This window comes from Kitasatospora sp. NPDC088742, from assembly GCF_055584905.1.
Map to the genome: position 1 here is coordinate 82877 of NZ_JBVJLD010000026.1, position 16478 is coordinate 99354.

Here is a 16478-nt window from a genome sequence, read left to right on the forward strand (position 1 = left end):
GTCGCCCCTAGCCCGCCTCCTCGGCGGGATCCTGACGGGCCTGCGGGAGCCTCGGAGCGGCGGCCACGCCCTCCAGGTACCCGCGGGCCCGTTCCGTGCGCGGGTAGGCCTCCAGCAGGGCCCAGAAGGCCGGGCCGTGGTCGGCCTCCAGCAGGTGGGCAAGCTCGTGCAGCAGCACGTAGTCCACGACGTACTCGGGCATGCCGCGCAGGCGGTGGGAGAGCCGGATGCTGCCCTCGGCCGGGGTGCAGGAGCCCCAGCGGGAGTTCTGGTTGGTGACCCAGCGGACCACGCTGGGGCGGGCCCGGCCGCCGAGGTAGGCCGCCGAGAGCCGCTCGGCCCGGCCGGCCAGCTCCTGGTCCCCGCCGAGCTCGCGGCGGCTCTCCTGGCGGGCCAGCCGCTCCACCATCTTGGCCACCCAGCGCCGCTCCTCGGCCAGCGACATCCGGGCCGGGATCAGCACCACCGTGCGGTCGCCCTCGCGGTAGGCGGAGACGGTGCGGCTGCGGCGGGCGCTGCGCCGGACCTCCACCAGGGGCTCACCCGGGGCCGCCAGAGGCTCGCCCGGGGCGTGCGGTGCCACGCCCCGCGCCGTCGGGTCCTGCGCTGTCCGACCCTGCCGCCGGGAGTCCTGTTCGGTCGCCATGCCAACCGACGGTACCGTCCGGCACCGACGGCCCGCCTCCACCGGTGCGGGCACCGTCACCTCGGGGCGGACAGTTGTCCACAGGCTGTGCAGAACGATCGTCGTACAACCCACCGGGCCTGTGGACAGGCCTCGGCGGGACGGCCGCCGGGTCGGGCATGCTGCCTCTGTCAGCCCAGCCCCGACCTCCCCGGAGGTGTCCCGTGCGACCGATGGTGAAGCCCGCGCTCTCCCGCCTGTGGCGGGACGGATCGACCCTGCAGTTCGGCACCGTGCACCGGCACGCCCGGGTGGTGGAGGAGGTCGGCCAGCCGGTGGCCGCCTTCCTGGAGCTGCTGGACGGCAGCCGGGAGCGGCCGGCCCTGCTGGAGGCCGGCGAGCGGCTCGGGCTCGGCAGGGAGGTGGCCGAGGAGCTGCTCGGCTCGCTGGAGCAGGCCGGGCTGCTGGACGACGCCGAGGCCGGGCAGGCCGCCCTCGGCGGCTTCCCCCGGGCCCGCCAGGAGCTGCTCGGCCCTGACGTGGCGTCACTCTCCCTGGTGCACCCGGCCCCCGGGGAGGCACCCGCGGTGCTCCGCGGCCGGGCCGCCTCCCGGGTGGAGATCCACGGGGCCGGCCGGGTCGGCGCCTCGATCGGCGCGGTGCTGGCCGCCGGGGGCGTCGGCACCGTCACCCTCACCGACCGGGGCCGGGTCACCGCCCGGGACTGCTCCCCCGCCGGGTACCCGCCGACGGACGTCGGGCGGCTGCGCACCACCGCCGCCAGGGAGGTGGTGCACCGCACCTCGGGCACCCCGGCCGGGGAGCGGCAGCGCCGCCGGCCGGGCGACGACCCACCGCCCGCCCTGGTGGTGCTGGCCCCCCGGGACGGCGCCGGAGCCTTCGCCGGGGTGGCGGCCGAGGCCCACAAGCTGATGCGGGCCGGGGTGCCGCACCTCTACGTCGGGGTGCTGGAGCACCTCGGGGTGGTCGGCCCGCTGGTGCTGCCGGGCGCCTCGGCCTGCGGCGCCTGCGCCACGCTGACCAGACGGGACGAGGACGAGGCCTGGCCCCGGCTGCTCGCCCAGCTCGGCGAGGAGGGAGCCGGGCGCCCCCGCACCCCCGCCTGCGACAGCGCGCTCGCCACCGCCGTCGCGGGGCTGGCCGCCCTGCACGTGGAGCTCTGGCTGGACGGTGTCCGCCCGCCCAGCGTGGACGGCTGGTGCGAGATCTCCGCCGCCGACGGCATAGCCCGCCGCCTCCGGCTGCCCACCCACCCCGCCTGCGGCTGCACCTGGCCCTCCGGCCCGCCGGTGCACCGGACGGAGGTGATCACCCCGCCCCGCTGAGCACGCCTGTGACGGAGCACGTGATCCGCTGCTCACACTCCGGCCGGGCCCTCACCCGGAGCGGGCACAATGGCGTAGTGACACGCCCACCGACGGGCGTCGGAGCAGGGAGGCCCTGGGGTGAGCGATCTTCCGCGCAAGGCAGTGACCCGGACGGCACGGCTGGCCGCCCTGCCGCTCGGGATGGCGGGCCGGGCCACCCTCGGCCTGGGGCGGCGGATCGGCGGCCGCTCGGCCGAGGTGGTCACCGCCGAGCTCCAGCAGGCCACCGCCGACCAGCTGTTCAAGGTGCTCGGAGAGCTCAAGGGCGGGGCGATGAAGTTCGGGCAGGTGCTGTCCGTCTTCGAGGCCGCGCTGCCCGAGGAGGTGGCCGGCCCCTACCGGGCCGCCCTGACGAAGCTTCAGGACGCCGCTCCCCCGATGCCCTCCGCCAAGGTGCACACGGCCCTGGCCGAGCGGCTCGGAAAGGACTGGCGGAAGAACTTCCGCAGCTTCGACGACCGGCCGGCCGCCGCCGCCTCGATCGGCCAGGTGCACCGCGCGGTCTGGAAGGACGGCCGGCAGGTGGCCGTCAAGATCCAGTACCCGGGCGCGGGAGACGCGCTGCTCTCCGACCTGGCCCAGCTCAGCCGGGTGGCCTGGCTGCTCGGCCCGCTGATCCCGGGCCTGGACATCAAGCCGCTGATCACCGAGCTGCGCGAGCGGGTGGCCGAGGAGCTGGACTACGCGCTGGAGGCCGAGGCCCAGCGCCGGCACGCCGAGGAGTTCGCCGGCGACCCGGACATCACCGTCCCCCGGGTGGTCGCCCAGGCCGACCAGGTGCTGGTCAGCGAGTGGCTGGACGGCACCCCGCTCTCCGAGGTGATCAGCACCGGCACCCAGGAGGAGCGGGACAGGGCCGGGCAGCTGATCGCCCGCTTCCTGTTCGCAGGCCCGTCCCGGACGGGCCTGCTGCACGCCGACCCGCACCCGGGGAACTTCCGGCTCATCAAGGACGACGGCCCGGCCGAGGGCTGGCGGCTGGGCGTGCTGGACTTCGGCACGGTGGACAGACTGCCCGGCGGCCTCCCCCGCCCGATCGGCGACTCGCTCCGGATGGCGCTGGCCGGGGACGCCGACGGGGTGCTGGACATGCTCGGCGAGGAGGGCTTCGTGAAGCCCTCGATCAAGCTGGACCCGGCGGCGGTGCTGGATTACCTGCTGCCGATCATCGAGCCCGCGAGCGTGGAGGTCTTCCACTTCACCCGGGCCTGGATGCGGGCCCAGGCGGCCCGGATCGCCGACCCGCGCTCGCCCGCGTACGACCTGGGCAAGCAGCTCAACCTGCCGCCCGCCTACCTGCTGATCCACCGGGTCACCCTCTCCACCATCGGGGTGCTCTGCCAGCTCGGCGCCAAGGCCCCGTTCCGGGCCGAGATGCAGGAGTGGCTGCCCGGCTTCGCCGCACCGGTCGCCACACCTTTCGCCGAGCCGGCCGAGGGCTGACGCCCCGAAAGCTCGCACTCCGTCAGAACGCGCCGATGGCCGCCCTCCTCCAGGAGGGCGGCCATCGGCGTTCGGGGAATGACACTGCTGGGCACTGCTGTTGGTACCGCTGGAACGACGCGCCGCGTGGGCCTACGCGGCTGTCACTCCGTCAGCTCTCGGTCCGTCAGGTCTCACATGAGCGCGACGGCGAGGGCCTTGCGGGCGCGGAGCGAGGCACGCTCGGCCCTGCGCATCAGTCGGGCGGCGCGGGCGACGCGCTCGCCCATCCGTTGGTGTTCGGCCTCGTGCAGTCGTTCCTGCATATGGGCACGGGCCAGGGTTTCTTGCATGAGTTGCATCTCGCGGGTCCTGTTCTGGATCTGAAGTTCTTTGGCCTGGTCGGCGCGGGCGGTCTTGTCGGCTGCGGCGGTCATGTGGTGGTCCTGCTCGTGGCACGTGCTCGGAAACGGACGGGGGTGTGCGGCTGCGTCGACCTTGGCTGTGGCGACGCGGACCGAGTGGCGCAGTGTGGTGGTGCCCAGCGGGGGCTGCTCTCCCCGGCGGGCGGTCACTGCGATCGCGGCGGGGTTCACGCCATGACCTCGGTCTTGCGCGGACGGCCCCGGGGCCGCTTGCGGGCGACGACCACACCCTGGACGAAGAGCTCGCCGCCCCAGACGCCCCACGGCTCACGCCGCTCGAGGGCGCCGGCCAGGCAGGCCTCCTTGACGGGGCAGGTGCCGCAGAGCGACTTCGCGTACTCGACGTCGGCGGGGGTCTCGGCGAAGAAGACCTCCGGGTCGAAGGCCCGGCAGGGGATGGGCTGGCCGTTGACCTCGGCCACGTCGATCGCGGTGAGCTGCATGAGAGAAACCTCCGGGGGGTCGGCCTGGTCGGCCTTGGTGATGTCTGTCGGTACGGACGGGAGTGGCGGCGTGATGACCGTGGACACTGTGGCGTCTTCCTCGTCTTTGCTTGTGGTTCCGGCCAGCTGACTGGTGGGGCTGGACCGGAGGACCCGAAGGTCCAGGCTGGGTCTTGACGTACCGGACAAAACAGAAGGGCCGCGAATCCCGGTGTGACGGGTTCCGCGGCCCTGAAGGTGCCGACCTGAAGCTACTCAGGTTCGAACTCTCCAGGGTTCGGGGCCGCGGAAGGCCCACATCCGGACGGCCTCGGCGCCCGCGAAGGCGGCCTTGGCCTCGATCTGCTTCTCGTCCTGCTTCTGCTTCGCTCCGGCATCGACCGCCGCCACATAGGCGCCATGCTTGGCGTCTACCTGTGCGGCCTTCGATGCCTGGAGCGGTCGCTCGTTGCGCAGTCCACGACCGCCGCCGAACGCCGTCCCGGCAAGGGACAGACCCGTCTCGACGGAGGTGCCGCGGGTGCCGTTGCCGCCCAGACCATTAATCCGGGAGCCACTGACAACGCCGGAGACACCGGTGCCGTTGAGACCCAGACCGAAGGGAGCGGTGACGACCTGCGAGGAGACGCACGAAGGCACGGCGATGACGGTCTGGCCAGTCAGGTTGGTGATCATCTTGGTTTCCACTGTCTTCGCCTCCTCTCGGCGTCTCGCGCGGCCCAGTCTCCCGGGCCCCGATGTTCGGATGTTTGGACGGTCGTGCAGGTACTGCGGTGCTGCTGGCAGGCGCGCGGAAGGGAGCCTTCCGAGGCCTTGCGATCTCGTTCCCTTGACCGCTCCGGCAGGCTATTGCGCCCCGTGTACGGCGCGCAAACTATTTTTCCGGCGAGTTTCGCGGAGTGACTCGGGCGGCTCCCGGAAGCGGCTTCACGCCTGCTCCTCGGACTCCCCCCGAAGCCCCTCGACGGTGGCCTCGGACTCGTCCGTGGGCTCCTCGCCGGCACACAACAACAGCACGTCGACACCGTACTTGTCCAGCTTCATGGCGCCGACGCCCGAGATCAGGGCCAGTTCGCGCTCGCTGGCGGGCACCGCCTCGGCGATCGCCATAAGGGTCGCGTCGGTGAAGACCACGTAGGCCGGGGCGCCCTGCTTCTTCGCCTGCACCGAGCGCCACTCGCGCAGCCGCTCGTACAGCGCCTCGTCCATGTCCGAGGGGCAGCTCTCGCAGCGGCGCAGCTTGCGCTCCACCGCCTCGGTCAGCGTCTTGTCGCAGACCCGGCACTTGACCGGGCCGCGGGCCTTGCGCCCGCCCGAGCGCTCGGCGCCCTGCTCGACGCCGCCCCGGCCGCCCCGGCTGCTGGGGCCGGAGTACGAGGAGCCGGGCCGCAGGCCGTCCAGGAAGCGGGTGGGCTTGCGGCTGGCCCGGCCGCCCGGGGAGCGGGAGAGCGCCCAGGAGAGCGAGAGGTGCACCCGGGCCCGGGTGACGCCGACGTAGAGCAGCCGGCGCTCCTCCTCGACCTGCTCGTCGGTCTTGGCGTAGATGATCGGCAGGGTGCCCTCGGTCAGGCCGACCAGGAAGACCGCGTCCCACTCCAGGCCCTTGGCGGCGTGCAGCGAGGCCAGCGTGACGCCCTCGACGGCGGGGGCGTGCTGGGCGGCCGCCCGGGCGTCCAGCTCGGCCACGTAGGCCGCCAGGTCGGCCGGCTGCCCGGCCTCCTGCCGGGCCGCCTCGAACTCCTCGGCCAGCCGCACCAGGGCCGCCAGCGACTCCCAGCGCTCGCGCACCGTGCCGGAGCCCGACGGCGGCTCCGGGGTGAACCCCCGGGTGGCCAGCACCGCGCGGACCTGCCCGGCCAGCGCCGGGCTGTCGGCCGTCAGCGGGTCCTCGGAGGCCCGGGCCGCGCCGCGCACCAGCGTCACCGCGTCCCGCACCTCGGGGCGCTCGAAGAACCGCTCCGCGCCCTTGAGCTGGTACGAGATCCCCAGATCGGCGAGGGCCTGCTCGTAGACCTCGGACTGCCCGTTGGTCCGGAACAGCACGGCGATCTCACTGGCCCGGACGCCCTTGCCGAGCAGGGTGCGGATCTCCCGGGCGGTGGACTCGGCCTCGGTCGGCTCGTCGGCGTACTCGACGTAGACCGGGGCCGGGCCCGCCTCGCGCTGGGAGACCAGCTCCAGCCGGTGCTGGGCGGCCTGGCCGCGGGCCTTGGCGAGCAGCCCGTTGGCCAGGTGGACCACCTGGGGGGTGGAGCGGTAGTCCCGGACCAGCTTGACCACGGTGGCCTCGGGGTGCCGGTGGCGGAAGTTCAGCAGGTGGTCGGGGGTGGCGCCGGTGAAGGAGTAGATCGTCTGGCTGGCGTCGCCGACCACGCAGAGGCTGGCGCCGCCGGTGGACCACTGCTCCAGCAGGCGCTGCTGGAGCGGCGAGACGTCCTGGTACTCGTCCACCGTCAGGTGCCGGTACTGGGCCCGGACCCGCTCGGCGATCTCCGGGCGGTCCTCCAGGATGGCCGCGGTGAGCAGCAGCACGTCCTCGAAGTCGATCACGCCGCGGTCGCGCTTGGTCTGCTCGTAGGTGGCGTAGACCCGGGCGATCTCGGCCGGGTCGCGCGGGGCGTCGCGGCCGGTCTTGAGCACGGCGGCGGGGTAGTCGTCGGGCACGATCTGGGTGACCTTGGCCCACTCGATCTCGCTGGTCAGGTCGCGCAGCTCGGTGCGCTGCACCCGCAGGCCGGAGCGGCCGGCCGCCTCGGCGACCAGCTGCACCTTGCGCTCCAGCAGCCGCGGCACCTCGCCGCCGATCGCCCGGGGCCAGAAGTACTGGAGCTGGCGCAGCGCGGCGGAGTGGAAGGTGCGGGCCTGCACGCCCTCGGCGCCGAGCTGGCGCAGCCGGCCGCGCATCTCGCCGGCCGCGCGGGCGGTGAAGGTCACGGCGAGCACCTGCTGCGGCTGGTAGACGCCGCTGCGCACGCCGTAGGCGATCCGGTGGGTGATGGCCCTGGTCTTGCCCGTGCCGGCGCCGGCCAGCACGCAGACGGGGCCCTGCAGCGCGGTGGCGACGGCCCGCTGCTCCGGGTCGAGCCCGGCCAGCACGGCGTCGGCACTGGCGGCCGAGCCGTGCGGGGCGCCGTAGTGCGCGCCGCCACCTGACGCAGTGCCGTACCGGTCGCCGTGGCCGTCGGGGAGGCCCAAGAGCTGTTCCTGCATGCCGTCCATCCTCGCAGGGCGCTCGGACGTTCCGGTCCGCATCGTCCACAGGGCCCGCCCCGGCGGACGATAATCGCCCTGCCGACCGGCGCGCGTGGTAGCTCACACGCCCGGCGCGCGCGGAATGTTCCGTCGCGCCCCGGACGTTGTCGGCACAGACCGCACGCCCCTTGACGAAGGAGTCCCCCGAATGTCCGGCAGCGTCACGATGTACAGCACGACCTGGTGCGGGTACTGCAACCGGCTGAAGAGCCAGCTGGACCGCGAGGGCATCGGCTACGACGTGATCAACATCGAGGAGGACCCGGCCTCGGCGTCCTACGTCGAGTCCGTCAACAACGGCAACCAGGTGGTGCCGACCGTCATCGTCAAGCCGGCGGGTGGCGGCGAGCAGGTCGTGATGACCAACCCGAGCCTGCGTCAGGTCCAGGCCGCACTGGCCGGCTGACGCGGCGTCAGGCGTAGTGCCCCAGGTGGCCCTGTCCCGCACGGGACGGGGCCACCGGTGCGTCGTCCACCGGCCGGGACGGCCCCGGCACCGACCCAGCCCCCGGCCCCGCCCCCGGGAGCACGGCCGCTCGCCCGGCCAGCTCGCCCAGCCCGTAGACCAGCCGGCAGCGGTCCGCCGAGTACCTGGTCTCGATCACCCGGACCGGCCCGCGGGCGTCGTAGCTGACCCGGGTCTGCACCAGCAGCGGCGCGCCCGGGCCGCCCTGGAACCAGGCGGCCTCCTCCGGCCCGGGCATCCGGGAGACCAGGTGGTCCACCGCGCCGATCTCGGTCCGGCCGAGCGCCTCCAGCACCGACTCGTCGCCGTCCGGCACCTGGTCCGGCTCCATCAGCGGGGTGCCGGCCGCCAGCCCGGCCCGGTAGTGGCTCTCCTCGATCGAGTAGGGCTCGCGGTCCAGCAGCCGCAGCTGACGGCGCACCACCACCGCCTCGCCGGGCCGCAAGCCGAGCCGCTCGGCGATGTCCACCCGGGCCCGGACGATGAGCATCTCGAAGTCGACGGTGAGCCGCCGCCCGCTCTCCCCGGCCTCCGCCTCGTAGACGCCGGTGGGCGCGTTCAGGCAGTGCCCGGCGGCGCGGCCGGGCGGTGGGCCGGGGAGCAGGTCGGGTCCGAAGACCCGGTGGTCCAGCACCGGGTGGTCCTTGAGGTACGTGCCCTTGCCCTGGAGCCGGACCAGCCGGCCCTCGTTGACCAGCACGTCCACGGCCAGCCGGACGGTGTTCCGGGCGACCCCGTACTGCTGCTCCAGCTCGGTCTCGACCGGCAGCGGCGCGTCGCCGCGCCACTCGCCGGCCGCGATCCGGCGTCGCAGGTCGGCGGCCAGCCGCTGGTACTTCGGTGATTGGGAACTGCCCCGCGAGATTGTCACGCGAGTGAATGTAGCGATCCGGGTTGCGCCATTTCAGCGAAACCGGCCAATATTGCCCGGGATCGGGGATCTCGGTTTCCGTCCCGATCAGGTCGTTCGCAGTCGCCCGGCGGCACTCGGCCCTTCCGGATGAGCGCCGCACATTCCAGCCACGTACAACCGGGGGCGGAGCCATGCCCGTGACCAGTACCGCGCACCACTTCGAGGTGCGGCCGACCATCCTTCGAACCGACGAGCCGGACGGCGCCCGGCCGCGTCCGGGGCGGGCCCTGGGGGCCGCCGACCGGGGCGCCTGGCACGCCACCGCCAGCTTCCCGCCGCGCCCGCGCAACGTGGCCCGGGCCCGGCAGCTGACCCGCACCGTGCTCACCGCCTGGGGCGCCGCCGAACTGGCGGACAGCGCCGAGCTGTTGATGTCCGAGCTGGTCACCAACGCGCTCCGGTACGGCCGGGGCGCGGTCTCGGTGACGCTGGCCCTGACCGACCGGGCGCTGCAGATCTCGGTGGCCGACTACGGCCGGGCGCTGCCCGAGCCCCGGGAGGCCGGGGAGGAGGAGACCAGCGGCCGCGGCCTGGCCATCGTCGGGGCCCTGTGCACCGACTGGTCGGTGACCACCCGGCTGACCGGAAAGACCGTCAGCTGCTGGTTGGAAATCGACCGGAAGAGCGACTGACCGAGGGATTTCGAATCCGCTCGAAAAAGCCGAAGAAAAGCACAAGGGGCGTACGGTTTTCCACCGCACGCCCCTTATTCACCTCGATCGGCCTCCGGCGCCGCCGCTACCAGCGGGCGGCGCTCGGCAGCGGTTCCCCGTACCAGAGTTCGACCAGGTGACGGGCGATCGAGATGCCCGAGGGCGGCAGGATCTCGCCCGCCTCCATCCCGGCCTTCAGCTCCTCGCGGGAGAACCAGCGGGCCTCCGCCAGCTCCTCCCCGTCGACCGTGATCGCGGTGCCGGCCGGGTCGGCCCTGCCCACGAAGCCCAGCATCAGGCTGGACGGGAACGGCCACGGCTGGCTGGCCACGTACTCCACCTCGGCGACCCGGACCCCGGCCTCCTCGTAGACCTCGCGGGCCACCGCCTGCTCGATCGACTCGCCCGGCTCCACGAACCCGGCCAGGGTGGACCAGCGGCCCTCCGGCCAGAGCGCCTGACGGCCCAGCAGGCAGCGGTCCTCCGGGTCGGTGATCATCATGATCACCGCCGGGTCGGTCCGCGGGTAGTGCTCGGCCGCGCAGGAGGTGCAGCGCCGCACGTGCCCGGCGCCGGCCTTCTCGGTCCGGTGCCCGCAGCGCGAGCAGAAGCTGTGCAGCCGGTGCCAGTGCTCCAGCGCGACGGCGTGCACCAGCAGCCCGGCGTCCCGGTCGGAGAGCTGGGCGCCGACCTCGCGCAGGCCGGCCGGGCGGGCGTCGCCGTCCAGGCGCCCGGGCAGCGTCTCGTTCACCAGGGCGAAGTAGGAGGTGCCGTCCTCGTCGGTGCCGAGGAAGTAGCGGTCACCCGTCTCCGGCGCCTCGAAGGAGGGCAGCAGCACCAGCTCGGTGCCGTGCTCGGTGTCCACCACGAAGGCCTCGCCGCTGGCGATCGGCAGCACCTTGGTGCTCGGGTGGCTCCAGGCGGCGGCCAGCCACGGCTCGTCGAACCGGTGCTCGGCGGCCCGGTCGACCCCCGCCCGGGCCAGCGCCAGCGGCTTGGTGTCAGGCACGGTGCTCAACGCGGTCCATCCCCATCGGTCGGAAGGCTTCGGTCGGAGTGCTGTCGGAACGCGGTGCGCTCGGAAGGGTTCATGCCCGGGGCCAGCCCTCGGCCAACTCGCTCCACAGGTACGCGGCCGTCTCGACACCCTTGGACAGCAGCGGCAGCTCGACCTTCTCGTCCACCGAGTGCCAGCCGTCCGAGGGCACCGAGATGCCGAGGAAGACCACCGGCGCGCCCAGCACGTCCTGCAGGTCGGCGGCCGGTCCGGAGCCGCCCTCGCGGGTGTACAGGACCTCCTGCTCGAAGGCCCGGCCCATCGCCCGCACGGTGGCCTGCAGCGCGGGGTGGTCCAGCGGGGTCAGGCAGGGCCGGGTAACGCCCGGGAATTCCAGCTCGTACCGGATGCCGGCCGGCACCTGGGCCGCCACCCACTCCGCCACCGCCGTGCGGACGGCGTCCACGTCCTGCCCGGCGACCAGCCGGAAGGAGAGCTTGAGGTGCGCCTCGGCCGGGACGATGGTCTTGCCGCCGGGGCCGGTGTAGCCGCCCCAGATGCCGTTCACCTCGGCGGTCGGCCGGGCCCAGACCCGCTCCAGCACCGAGTACCCGGCCTCGCCGAGCACCCCGTGGGACTTGGCGGTCCGCAGCCACTGGTCCTCGTCGAAGGGCAGCGCCGCGAACAGCTCGCGCTCACGCTCCGTCAACTCGACCACGCCGTCGTAGAACCCGGGGACGGCGACCCGGCGGTCCTCGTCGTGCAGGCCGGCCACCAGCTCGGCGGCGACCGCGGCGGGGTTGGGCACCGCGCCGCCGAAGGAACCGGAGTGGATGTCGGTGTCCGGGCCGTAGAGGTCGATCTGGGCGTCGGCCAGACCGCGCATGCCGGTGCAGACGGTCGGGGTGGTCTCGTTCCACATCCCGGTGTCGGAGACCACCACCAGGTCGGTGGCGAGGCGCCCGGCCTCGCGCCGGACCAGCGCCTCGAAGTTCGGCGAGCCGGACTCCTCCTCGCCCTCGATCAGCAGCTTGAGGTTGACGGCGGGGGCGGTGCGGCCGGTGGCGGCCAGGTGGGCGCGCAGGCCCAGGGTGTGGAAGAAGACCTGGCCCTTGTCGTCGGCCGCACCCCGGGCGTACATCCGCTCGCCGATCACGGTGGGCTCGAACGGGTCGGTCGCCCAGCCGTCCTCCTTGGCGGCCGGCTGCACGTCGTGGTGGCCGTAGACCAGCACGGTGGGAGCGTCGGCGTCCCCGGACGGCCACTCGGCGAAGACCGCCGGCAGCCCCTCCGTCTCCCACACCTCGGCCACCGGGAAGCCGGTCTTCCGCAGCTTCTCCGCCAGCCACTCGGCGGAGCGGCGGACGTCCCCGGCGCGGGCCGGGTCGGCCGAGACCGAGGGGATGCGGAGCCAGTCGGCCAGGTCGGAGAGGAACTCCGCCCGATGGAGGTCGATGTAGGAGCGGACGACGCTGTCCGGGGTTTTCGTCATACGGACGACTTTAGTTCGCCGGTGCCGCCCGGTGAACGGCCCGTCCACCGGGCGGTCCCGTAACCTGCGTCACCCCGTGCGGCCCACGGGCCCCACGGGGTGACACGGATCACGGGTGACGGAGCGTCAGGCGGAGCGCCGCAGCAGGCCCAGCCGGGACCGGGTGAAGAGCATCGCCAGCAGCACCGCCACCACCGGCAGCACCACCAGGGTCAGCCCCATGGTCGCCCACGGGAAGGCGATCACCGCCTCCCTGGCCTCCTCGCCGGGGGAGGCCGGCAGCGCCTCCATCTTCCGCAGCGCCACCGAGGGCACCAGCCCGCAGACGGTGCCGAGCACGGCGCCCATCGCGGCGATCACGCCGCACTGGAACCCGGACAGCCGCCGCCGGATGCCGCCGGTGGCGCCGACCGCCGACAGGGTGGCCAGGTCGCGCTGCGAGTCGGCCGCGGCCAACCCGGTGGCGATGCCCGCCGCGCCGAGCGCGACCAGCCCCGCGAAGCCGGTCAGGGCCAGCGGCACCAGCTCGTTCGAGGGCCGGAAGCCGCGCTCCACACTGAAGCTGTAGGCCGAATCACCGCCGGTCCTGGCCATCGCGGCCTCGGCCTTCTGCTCGGCGGCGCTGCTGGGCACCGTCGCGGGCAGCCAGACCGTCGCGGCCTGACTCGGCGTCAACCCCAGCCGCGCGGCGGTCTCCCGGCTGGCGAAGGCCCCGGTGTTCTGCACCGCGGGGGTGAACAGGGCCGCGTCCACGGCCAGTTCGCGGCTCTGCACCTTGGGCCTGACCAGCGTTCCGTCCGCACTGCGGGCCATCCCGGTCATCGGGTCCCGGTCCCCCTGGTCCGGCTCGACCAGCAGCAGGCTGACCTTGCCGTCGTCGAGGTACGCCTGGTCGAAGACCAGCACCTTGCCCTCGGCCAGCGCCTTGGCGGCGGCCGGGTCGCGGACCCCGGTCAGGTTGGCCAGCGCGGTGCCGTCACCGACCAGCAGCGAGCCGCCGACCGGGGACATGTACTGGCCGACCGGATGCTTGCACCGCTCGTCCTGGTAGAGCCGCTCGCGCTGCTCCGCCGGGAGCGCGTCGGCCTCCGGCGCGTTCGCCGGGCAGCGCCGCTCCTTCGGCAGCTCCAGCTCCAGCCGCCCGCCGCCCCGCTGGTCGGCCGAGCTCTTGTACTCGGCCCGGTAGAGCTCGCCGCGCGGGCCGAGGCCCGTGATGGCCCCCTCCAGGGTGCTCTGCCGGAGCCCGTAGGCCGCCTGGTCCGACTGCGGGCCGTACCCCGCGTGCAGCAGCACCGCGCCGGGCGGCAGGGACGCCGTGTAGTTCTGCCGCTGCTCGGCCTCCGCGCTGGCGGTGTAGATGCCGACCGCGACCGAACCGGCCACCGCCGCCATCACCGCCGCCACCGCCGGGGCGGTCCGGCCCCGGTGGCGGACCGCGTCGCGCAGCGCCAGCCGGGGGCTGAGCGGCAGCCAGCGGCCCAGCCGGCCGAACAGCCCGACCAGCATCGGGGTGCAGGCGACCATGCCGAGCTCGGCCAGCACCGAGCCGCCGAGCACCGACAGGACCCGGTCCGTCACCCGGGAGCCGAGCAGCGCGAGCACCGCGCCGCCGCCCACCATCACCAGGCCGAGCACGGCCAGCCGCTTGCTCGGCGCCTTGACCGAGCCGCGGCCGGTGAGCGCCTCCACGACGTCCTGCCGGGAGGCCTGGACGGCCGGGACCACGGCCGCCAGCAGGCCGGTGACCAGGCCGATCACGGCGATCCCGAGCAGGTCCAGCGGGGCCAGGTCGAAGCTGCCGAAGCGGCGTTCGGCCAGCTCCTCCAGCCAGGGCCGGGTGGCCGCCACCAGCAGCACCGCCAGCAGCAGGCCGGCCACCGCACCGGAGAGGCCGAGCACCGCGCCGCCGCCGAGCACCACCGCCCGGACGTGCTTGCGGTCCCCGCCACCGGCCGCCAGCAGCCCGAGCTGACGCCGCGAACGGCGCGCGCCCACCGCGAAGGCCGGGCCGGCCAGCAGCACGATCTCCAGCAGCGCCATGCCGACCACGGTGGCCAGCACCGCCAGTGCGGTCTTGTCGATCAGCGGGCCACCGACCTGCTGCTGGTAGTACGGCACCTCGGAGCGCGGCGGCGGGTCGATCAGCACGGCCCGGGAGGTCACCGAGAAGCCGTACTTGTTGAGCTCCAGCACCTGGGGCCAGGTCATCGTCGACCCGGCCGGCAGCCGGACCAGCCACTTGCCGCTCTCGAACGGCCCCTGGTCGGGCTTCTTCTGCGCCGCGGGCGCGGAGCCCGGTCGCAGCACCAGCTGACGGAAGCCCAGGTCGCCGGGGTACTCGACCTCGGCGGTGATGGTGAACGGGCGGTCCTTCCCGGTGACCGCGGTGGTGTCACCGACCTTCAGACCGGACGCCTCCAGGAACCCCCGGCTGGCCGCCACCTCCGTGGCCGCGGTCGGCACCCGGCCGGCGGTCAGCACCGTGTGGCCGTTCCAGACCGGGTCGGTCAGGTCCGCCTCGATCAGCCGGGTCCTGAGCTGGCCCTCCTTGGTGCCGGCGTTCGCGGACACACCCGCGTCCAGCGGGGTCAGCCGGGTGCCCGCCGGGAGCAGCGTCGGGAGCAGCTCGGCCGGGGCGGTGTCCAGGCTCCTCTGCTGCTCCCGGGTGGGCTTCTGGCCCTCCCGGGGCATGTCCGCGTTGGCGCCCTCGCCCGGGTTCGGTGGCTGGACGACCGTCATGCCCCGGCCGTACGCGGACACCATCGCGTCGGCCTCGCCCATGAGCCGGACGATCTTCTGCTCCGGCTCCAGCTGGGCACTGCGGAAAACCACGTCGGCCCCGGTCACCCCGAGCACCGGCAGCGCGATCATCGCGATCACCAGCGCGCTGCGCCCCTTGGCCCGGAGCGCGTCCCTCCGGGCGATCCGCAGGGCCACCCGCCACGACGTCAGACTCACTCCGCCACCGGGCCGTTCATGCTGTTGGTGGCCGCCGATACCAGCAGGCTGGCCGCGTCCCGGCTGACGCTCTCGTCCACCACCCGGCCGTCCCGGATGAAGACCACCCGGTCCGCCCAGGCCGCGTGCCGGGCCTCGTGGGTCACCAGCATGGCCGCGGCACCCGCGTCGCAGCGGGCCCGCAGCACCGCGAGCACCGACTCGCCGGTGGTGGAGTCCAGCGCCCCGGTCGGCTCGTCGGCCAGCACCAGCCGGCGCTCGCCGATCAGCGCCCGGGCGATGGCCACCCGCTGCTGCTGACCGCCGGACATGTCGTCCGGGAAGCGGTCGGCCAGCTCCTCGATGCCCATCTCCACCAGGGCCGCCATCGCCTCCTTGCGGGCCGCCCGGCTGGAGACCCCGTCGAGCTCGCGCGGCAGCGCGATGTTCTCGGCGGCGGTCAGCGCCGGTATCAGGTTGTAGTCCTGGAAGACGTAACCGACCGCCCGGCGGCGCAGCTGCGCCTGCTGACGGCGGCTCAGCTCGCCCAGCGCACTGCCCTCGACCAGCACCCGGCCGGAGGTCGGGGTGTCCAGCCCGCCGGCCAGCGTGAGCAGCGTGGACTTGCCGGAGCCGGACGGCCCCATCACGGCGACCAGCTCGCCGGGGTGGACCTTGAGGTCGACCCCGCGCAGGGCGTGGACCTCGGCCGCCCCCTGGCCGTGGACCCGGGTGACGTTCTCCAGGTGCAGCACCGGGGCGGTGCCGGACCGGTCGTTCTGGGTGCTCATCGCTTCCCCCTGACGGTGGTTCAGAATCGGGTGCGCCGACGGGCGCGGGGTGGGGCGGGCTCCGGATCGGGCTCGGCGGTCTCGGAGGCGGCCGCCGGGGCGGCCGGTCGGTACTGGGCGAGGCGGGTCTCGCAGTGGTCCAGCCAGCGGATCTCCGCCTCGGTCTGGAAGATCAGCTGCTCCAGCACCAGCAGCCAGGCCAGGTCCGACCCGCTCTCCTGGGCGGTCAGTGCCTGCCCCTTGAGCCGGGTGTAGTCCTGCAGCGCCTTCATGCTGTGCCGCCGCTGCCCCTGCACCACGGCCGTGACGTCGACGCCGGGCACGGTGACCGCCATCGCGAGCTTGATCGCCAGCTCGTCCCGGGGCGGGTTGGTGCGCGGCACCGGGGTGTCGAACCAACTGCGCAGCTCCGCGCGTCCCTTCTCGGTGACGGCGTAGAAGACGTGGCCCTCCTCGTCCTCACCGTCCGGGACCACCAGGCCGTCGCGCTCCAGGCGCCCCAGCGTGGTGTAGACCTGGCCGACGTTGAGCGGCCAGGTGGCCCCGGTGCGGGCCTCGAACTCGGTTCTCAGCTGGTAGCCGTAGCGCGGGCCCTGGTCGAGCAGGGCGAGCAGACCGTGACGGATGGACATACCGAGTATGTATACCGGGTATGCCCCACCGGCTCAAGCGCA

15 protein-coding genes are annotated in these 16478 nt (G+C 73.9%); 4 read left to right on the plus strand and 11 right to left on the minus strand.

Features of this window, described 5'->3' with window-relative positions; genetic code table 11:
* Nucleotides 1-7 precede the first annotated feature (7 nt).
* Nucleotides 8-646 carry a M48 metallopeptidase family protein gene (locus ACZ6ZR_RS21120; protein WP_465644398.1) on the minus strand — a complete coding sequence of 213 codons (639 nt, stop codon included), beginning with the start codon at nucleotides 644-646 and terminating at the stop codon, nucleotides 8-10.
* A 212-nt stretch (nucleotides 647-858) separates the two neighbouring features.
* Between ACZ6ZR_RS21120 and ACZ6ZR_RS21125 the strand changes: the two genes are divergently transcribed.
* Both ACZ6ZR_RS21125 and ACZ6ZR_RS21130 read left to right on the plus strand, forming a co-directional pair.
* Nucleotides 859-1971, plus strand: a complete 1113-nt coding sequence (locus ACZ6ZR_RS21125; RefSeq protein WP_465644400.1) for a TOMM precursor leader peptide-binding protein — start codon at nucleotides 859-861, stop codon at nucleotides 1969-1971.
* Nucleotides 1972-2091: 120 nt separating this feature from the next.
* On the plus strand, nucleotides 2092-3456 hold the full coding sequence (locus ACZ6ZR_RS21130) for an ABC1 kinase family protein (protein WP_465644401.1): 1365 nt from the start codon (nucleotides 2092-2094) through the stop codon (nucleotides 3454-3456).
* Between the two features lie 173 nt (nucleotides 3457-3629).
* Here the strand turns inward: ACZ6ZR_RS21130 and ACZ6ZR_RS21135 are convergent, their stop codons facing one another.
* The 4 genes from ACZ6ZR_RS21135 to ACZ6ZR_RS21150 all read right to left on the minus strand — a co-directional run bounded on the left by ACZ6ZR_RS21135 (nucleotide 3630) and on the right by ACZ6ZR_RS21150 (nucleotide 7399).
* Nucleotides 3630-3872 carry a hypothetical protein gene (locus tag ACZ6ZR_RS21135; RefSeq protein ID WP_465644402.1) on the minus strand — a complete coding sequence of 81 codons (243 nt, stop codon included), beginning with the start codon at nucleotides 3870-3872 and terminating at the stop codon, nucleotides 3630-3632.
* A gap of 155 nt (nucleotides 3873-4027) precedes the next feature.
* Nucleotides 4028-4390, minus strand: coding sequence for a WhiB family transcriptional regulator (locus tag ACZ6ZR_RS21140; RefSeq protein ID WP_465644404.1), 363 nt, complete (start codon nucleotides 4388-4390; stop codon nucleotides 4028-4030).
* A gap of 168 nt (nucleotides 4391-4558) precedes the next feature.
* Entirely contained in the window at nucleotides 4559-4978 is a 420-nt protein-coding gene (locus ACZ6ZR_RS21145) for a hypothetical protein (protein WP_465644406.1), read from the minus strand.
* 252 nt (nucleotides 4979-5230) lie between these two features.
* Complete coding sequence (locus tag ACZ6ZR_RS21150) at nucleotides 5231-7399, minus strand: ATP-dependent DNA helicase UvrD2 (protein ID WP_465644441.1); 2169 nt, start codon at nucleotides 7397-7399, stop codon at nucleotides 5231-5233.
* A gap of 304 nt (nucleotides 7400-7703) precedes the next feature.
* Between ACZ6ZR_RS21150 and ACZ6ZR_RS21155 the strand changes: the two genes are divergently transcribed.
* Complete coding sequence (locus ACZ6ZR_RS21155) at nucleotides 7704-7961, plus strand: mycoredoxin (protein ID WP_465644407.1); 258 nt, start codon at nucleotides 7704-7706, stop codon at nucleotides 7959-7961.
* Between the two features lie 7 nt (nucleotides 7962-7968).
* Here ACZ6ZR_RS21155 and ACZ6ZR_RS21160 read toward each other — a convergent pair whose 3' ends face one another.
* Nucleotides 7969-8892: a GntR family transcriptional regulator gene (locus tag ACZ6ZR_RS21160; protein ID WP_465644409.1), complete on the minus strand. Its 924-nt coding sequence runs from the start codon at nucleotides 8890-8892 to the stop codon at nucleotides 7969-7971.
* 179 nt (nucleotides 8893-9071) lie between these two features.
* On the opposite strand from ACZ6ZR_RS21160, the gene ACZ6ZR_RS21165 reads away from it, so the two are divergent.
* Nucleotides 9072-9566: an ATP-binding protein gene (locus ACZ6ZR_RS21165; RefSeq protein WP_465644410.1), complete on the plus strand. Its 495-nt coding sequence runs from the start codon at nucleotides 9072-9074 to the stop codon at nucleotides 9564-9566.
* Nucleotides 9567-9672: 106 nt separating this feature from the next.
* Here ACZ6ZR_RS21165 and nudC read toward each other — a convergent pair whose 3' ends face one another.
* The 5 genes from nudC to ACZ6ZR_RS21190 all read right to left on the minus strand — a co-directional run bounded on the left by nudC (nucleotide 9673) and on the right by ACZ6ZR_RS21190 (nucleotide 16436).
* Nucleotides 9673-10605: an NAD(+) diphosphatase gene (gene nudC, locus ACZ6ZR_RS21170; RefSeq protein WP_465644412.1), complete on the minus strand. Its 933-nt coding sequence runs from the start codon at nucleotides 10603-10605 to the stop codon at nucleotides 9673-9675.
* 70 nt (nucleotides 10606-10675) lie between these two features.
* A complete protein-coding gene (locus ACZ6ZR_RS21175) occupies nucleotides 10676-12076 on the minus strand; it encodes a dipeptidase (protein WP_465644413.1) in 1401 nt (466 codons plus the stop codon).
* A gap of 126 nt (nucleotides 12077-12202) precedes the next feature.
* On the minus strand, nucleotides 12203-15034 hold the full coding sequence (locus ACZ6ZR_RS21180) for an FtsX-like permease family protein (protein WP_465644415.1): 2832 nt from the start codon (nucleotides 15032-15034) through the stop codon (nucleotides 12203-12205).
* Entirely contained in the window at nucleotides 15031-15804 is a 774-nt protein-coding gene (locus tag ACZ6ZR_RS21185; RefSeq protein WP_465644417.1) for an ABC transporter ATP-binding protein, read from the minus strand. The genes ACZ6ZR_RS21180 and ACZ6ZR_RS21185 overlap by 4 nt, the downstream gene beginning before the upstream one ends.
* Nucleotides 15805-15824: 20 nt before the next feature.
* Nucleotides 15825-16436, minus strand: coding sequence for a PadR family transcriptional regulator (locus tag ACZ6ZR_RS21190; protein WP_465644419.1), 612 nt, complete (start codon nucleotides 16434-16436; stop codon nucleotides 15825-15827).
* Nucleotides 16437-16478: the final 42 nt, after the last annotated feature.

Bases quoted from the DNA above. Each gene is read 5' to 3' on its own strand.
- ACZ6ZR_RS21120 (WP_465644398.1), bottom strand. From the start codon at position 646: ATGGCGACCGAACAGGACTCCCGGCGGCAGGGTCGGACAGCGCAGGAC.
- ACZ6ZR_RS21190 (WP_465644419.1), bottom strand. From the start codon at position 16,436: ATGTCCATCCGTCACGGTCTGCTCGCCCTGCTCGACCAGGGCCCGCGC.
- ACZ6ZR_RS21125 (WP_465644400.1), top strand. From the start codon at position 859: ATGGTGAAGCCCGCGCTCTCCCGCCTGTGGCGGGACGGATCGACCCTG.
- ACZ6ZR_RS21175 (WP_465644413.1), bottom strand. From the start codon at position 12,076: ATGACGAAAACCCCGGACAGCGTCGTCCGCTCCTACATCGACCTCCAT.
- ACZ6ZR_RS21135 (WP_465644402.1), bottom strand. From the start codon at position 3,872: ATGACCGCCGCAGCCGACAAGACCGCCCGCGCCGACCAGGCCAAAGAA.
- ACZ6ZR_RS21155 (WP_465644407.1), top strand. From the start codon at position 7,704: ATGTCCGGCAGCGTCACGATGTACAGCACGACCTGGTGCGGGTACTGC.
- ACZ6ZR_RS21145 (WP_465644406.1), bottom strand. From the start codon at position 4,978: ATGATCACCAACCTGACTGGCCAGACCGTCATCGCCGTGCCTTCGTGC.
- ACZ6ZR_RS21185 (WP_465644417.1), bottom strand. From the start codon at position 15,804: ATGAGCACCCAGAACGACCGGTCCGGCACCGCCCCGGTGCTGCACCTG.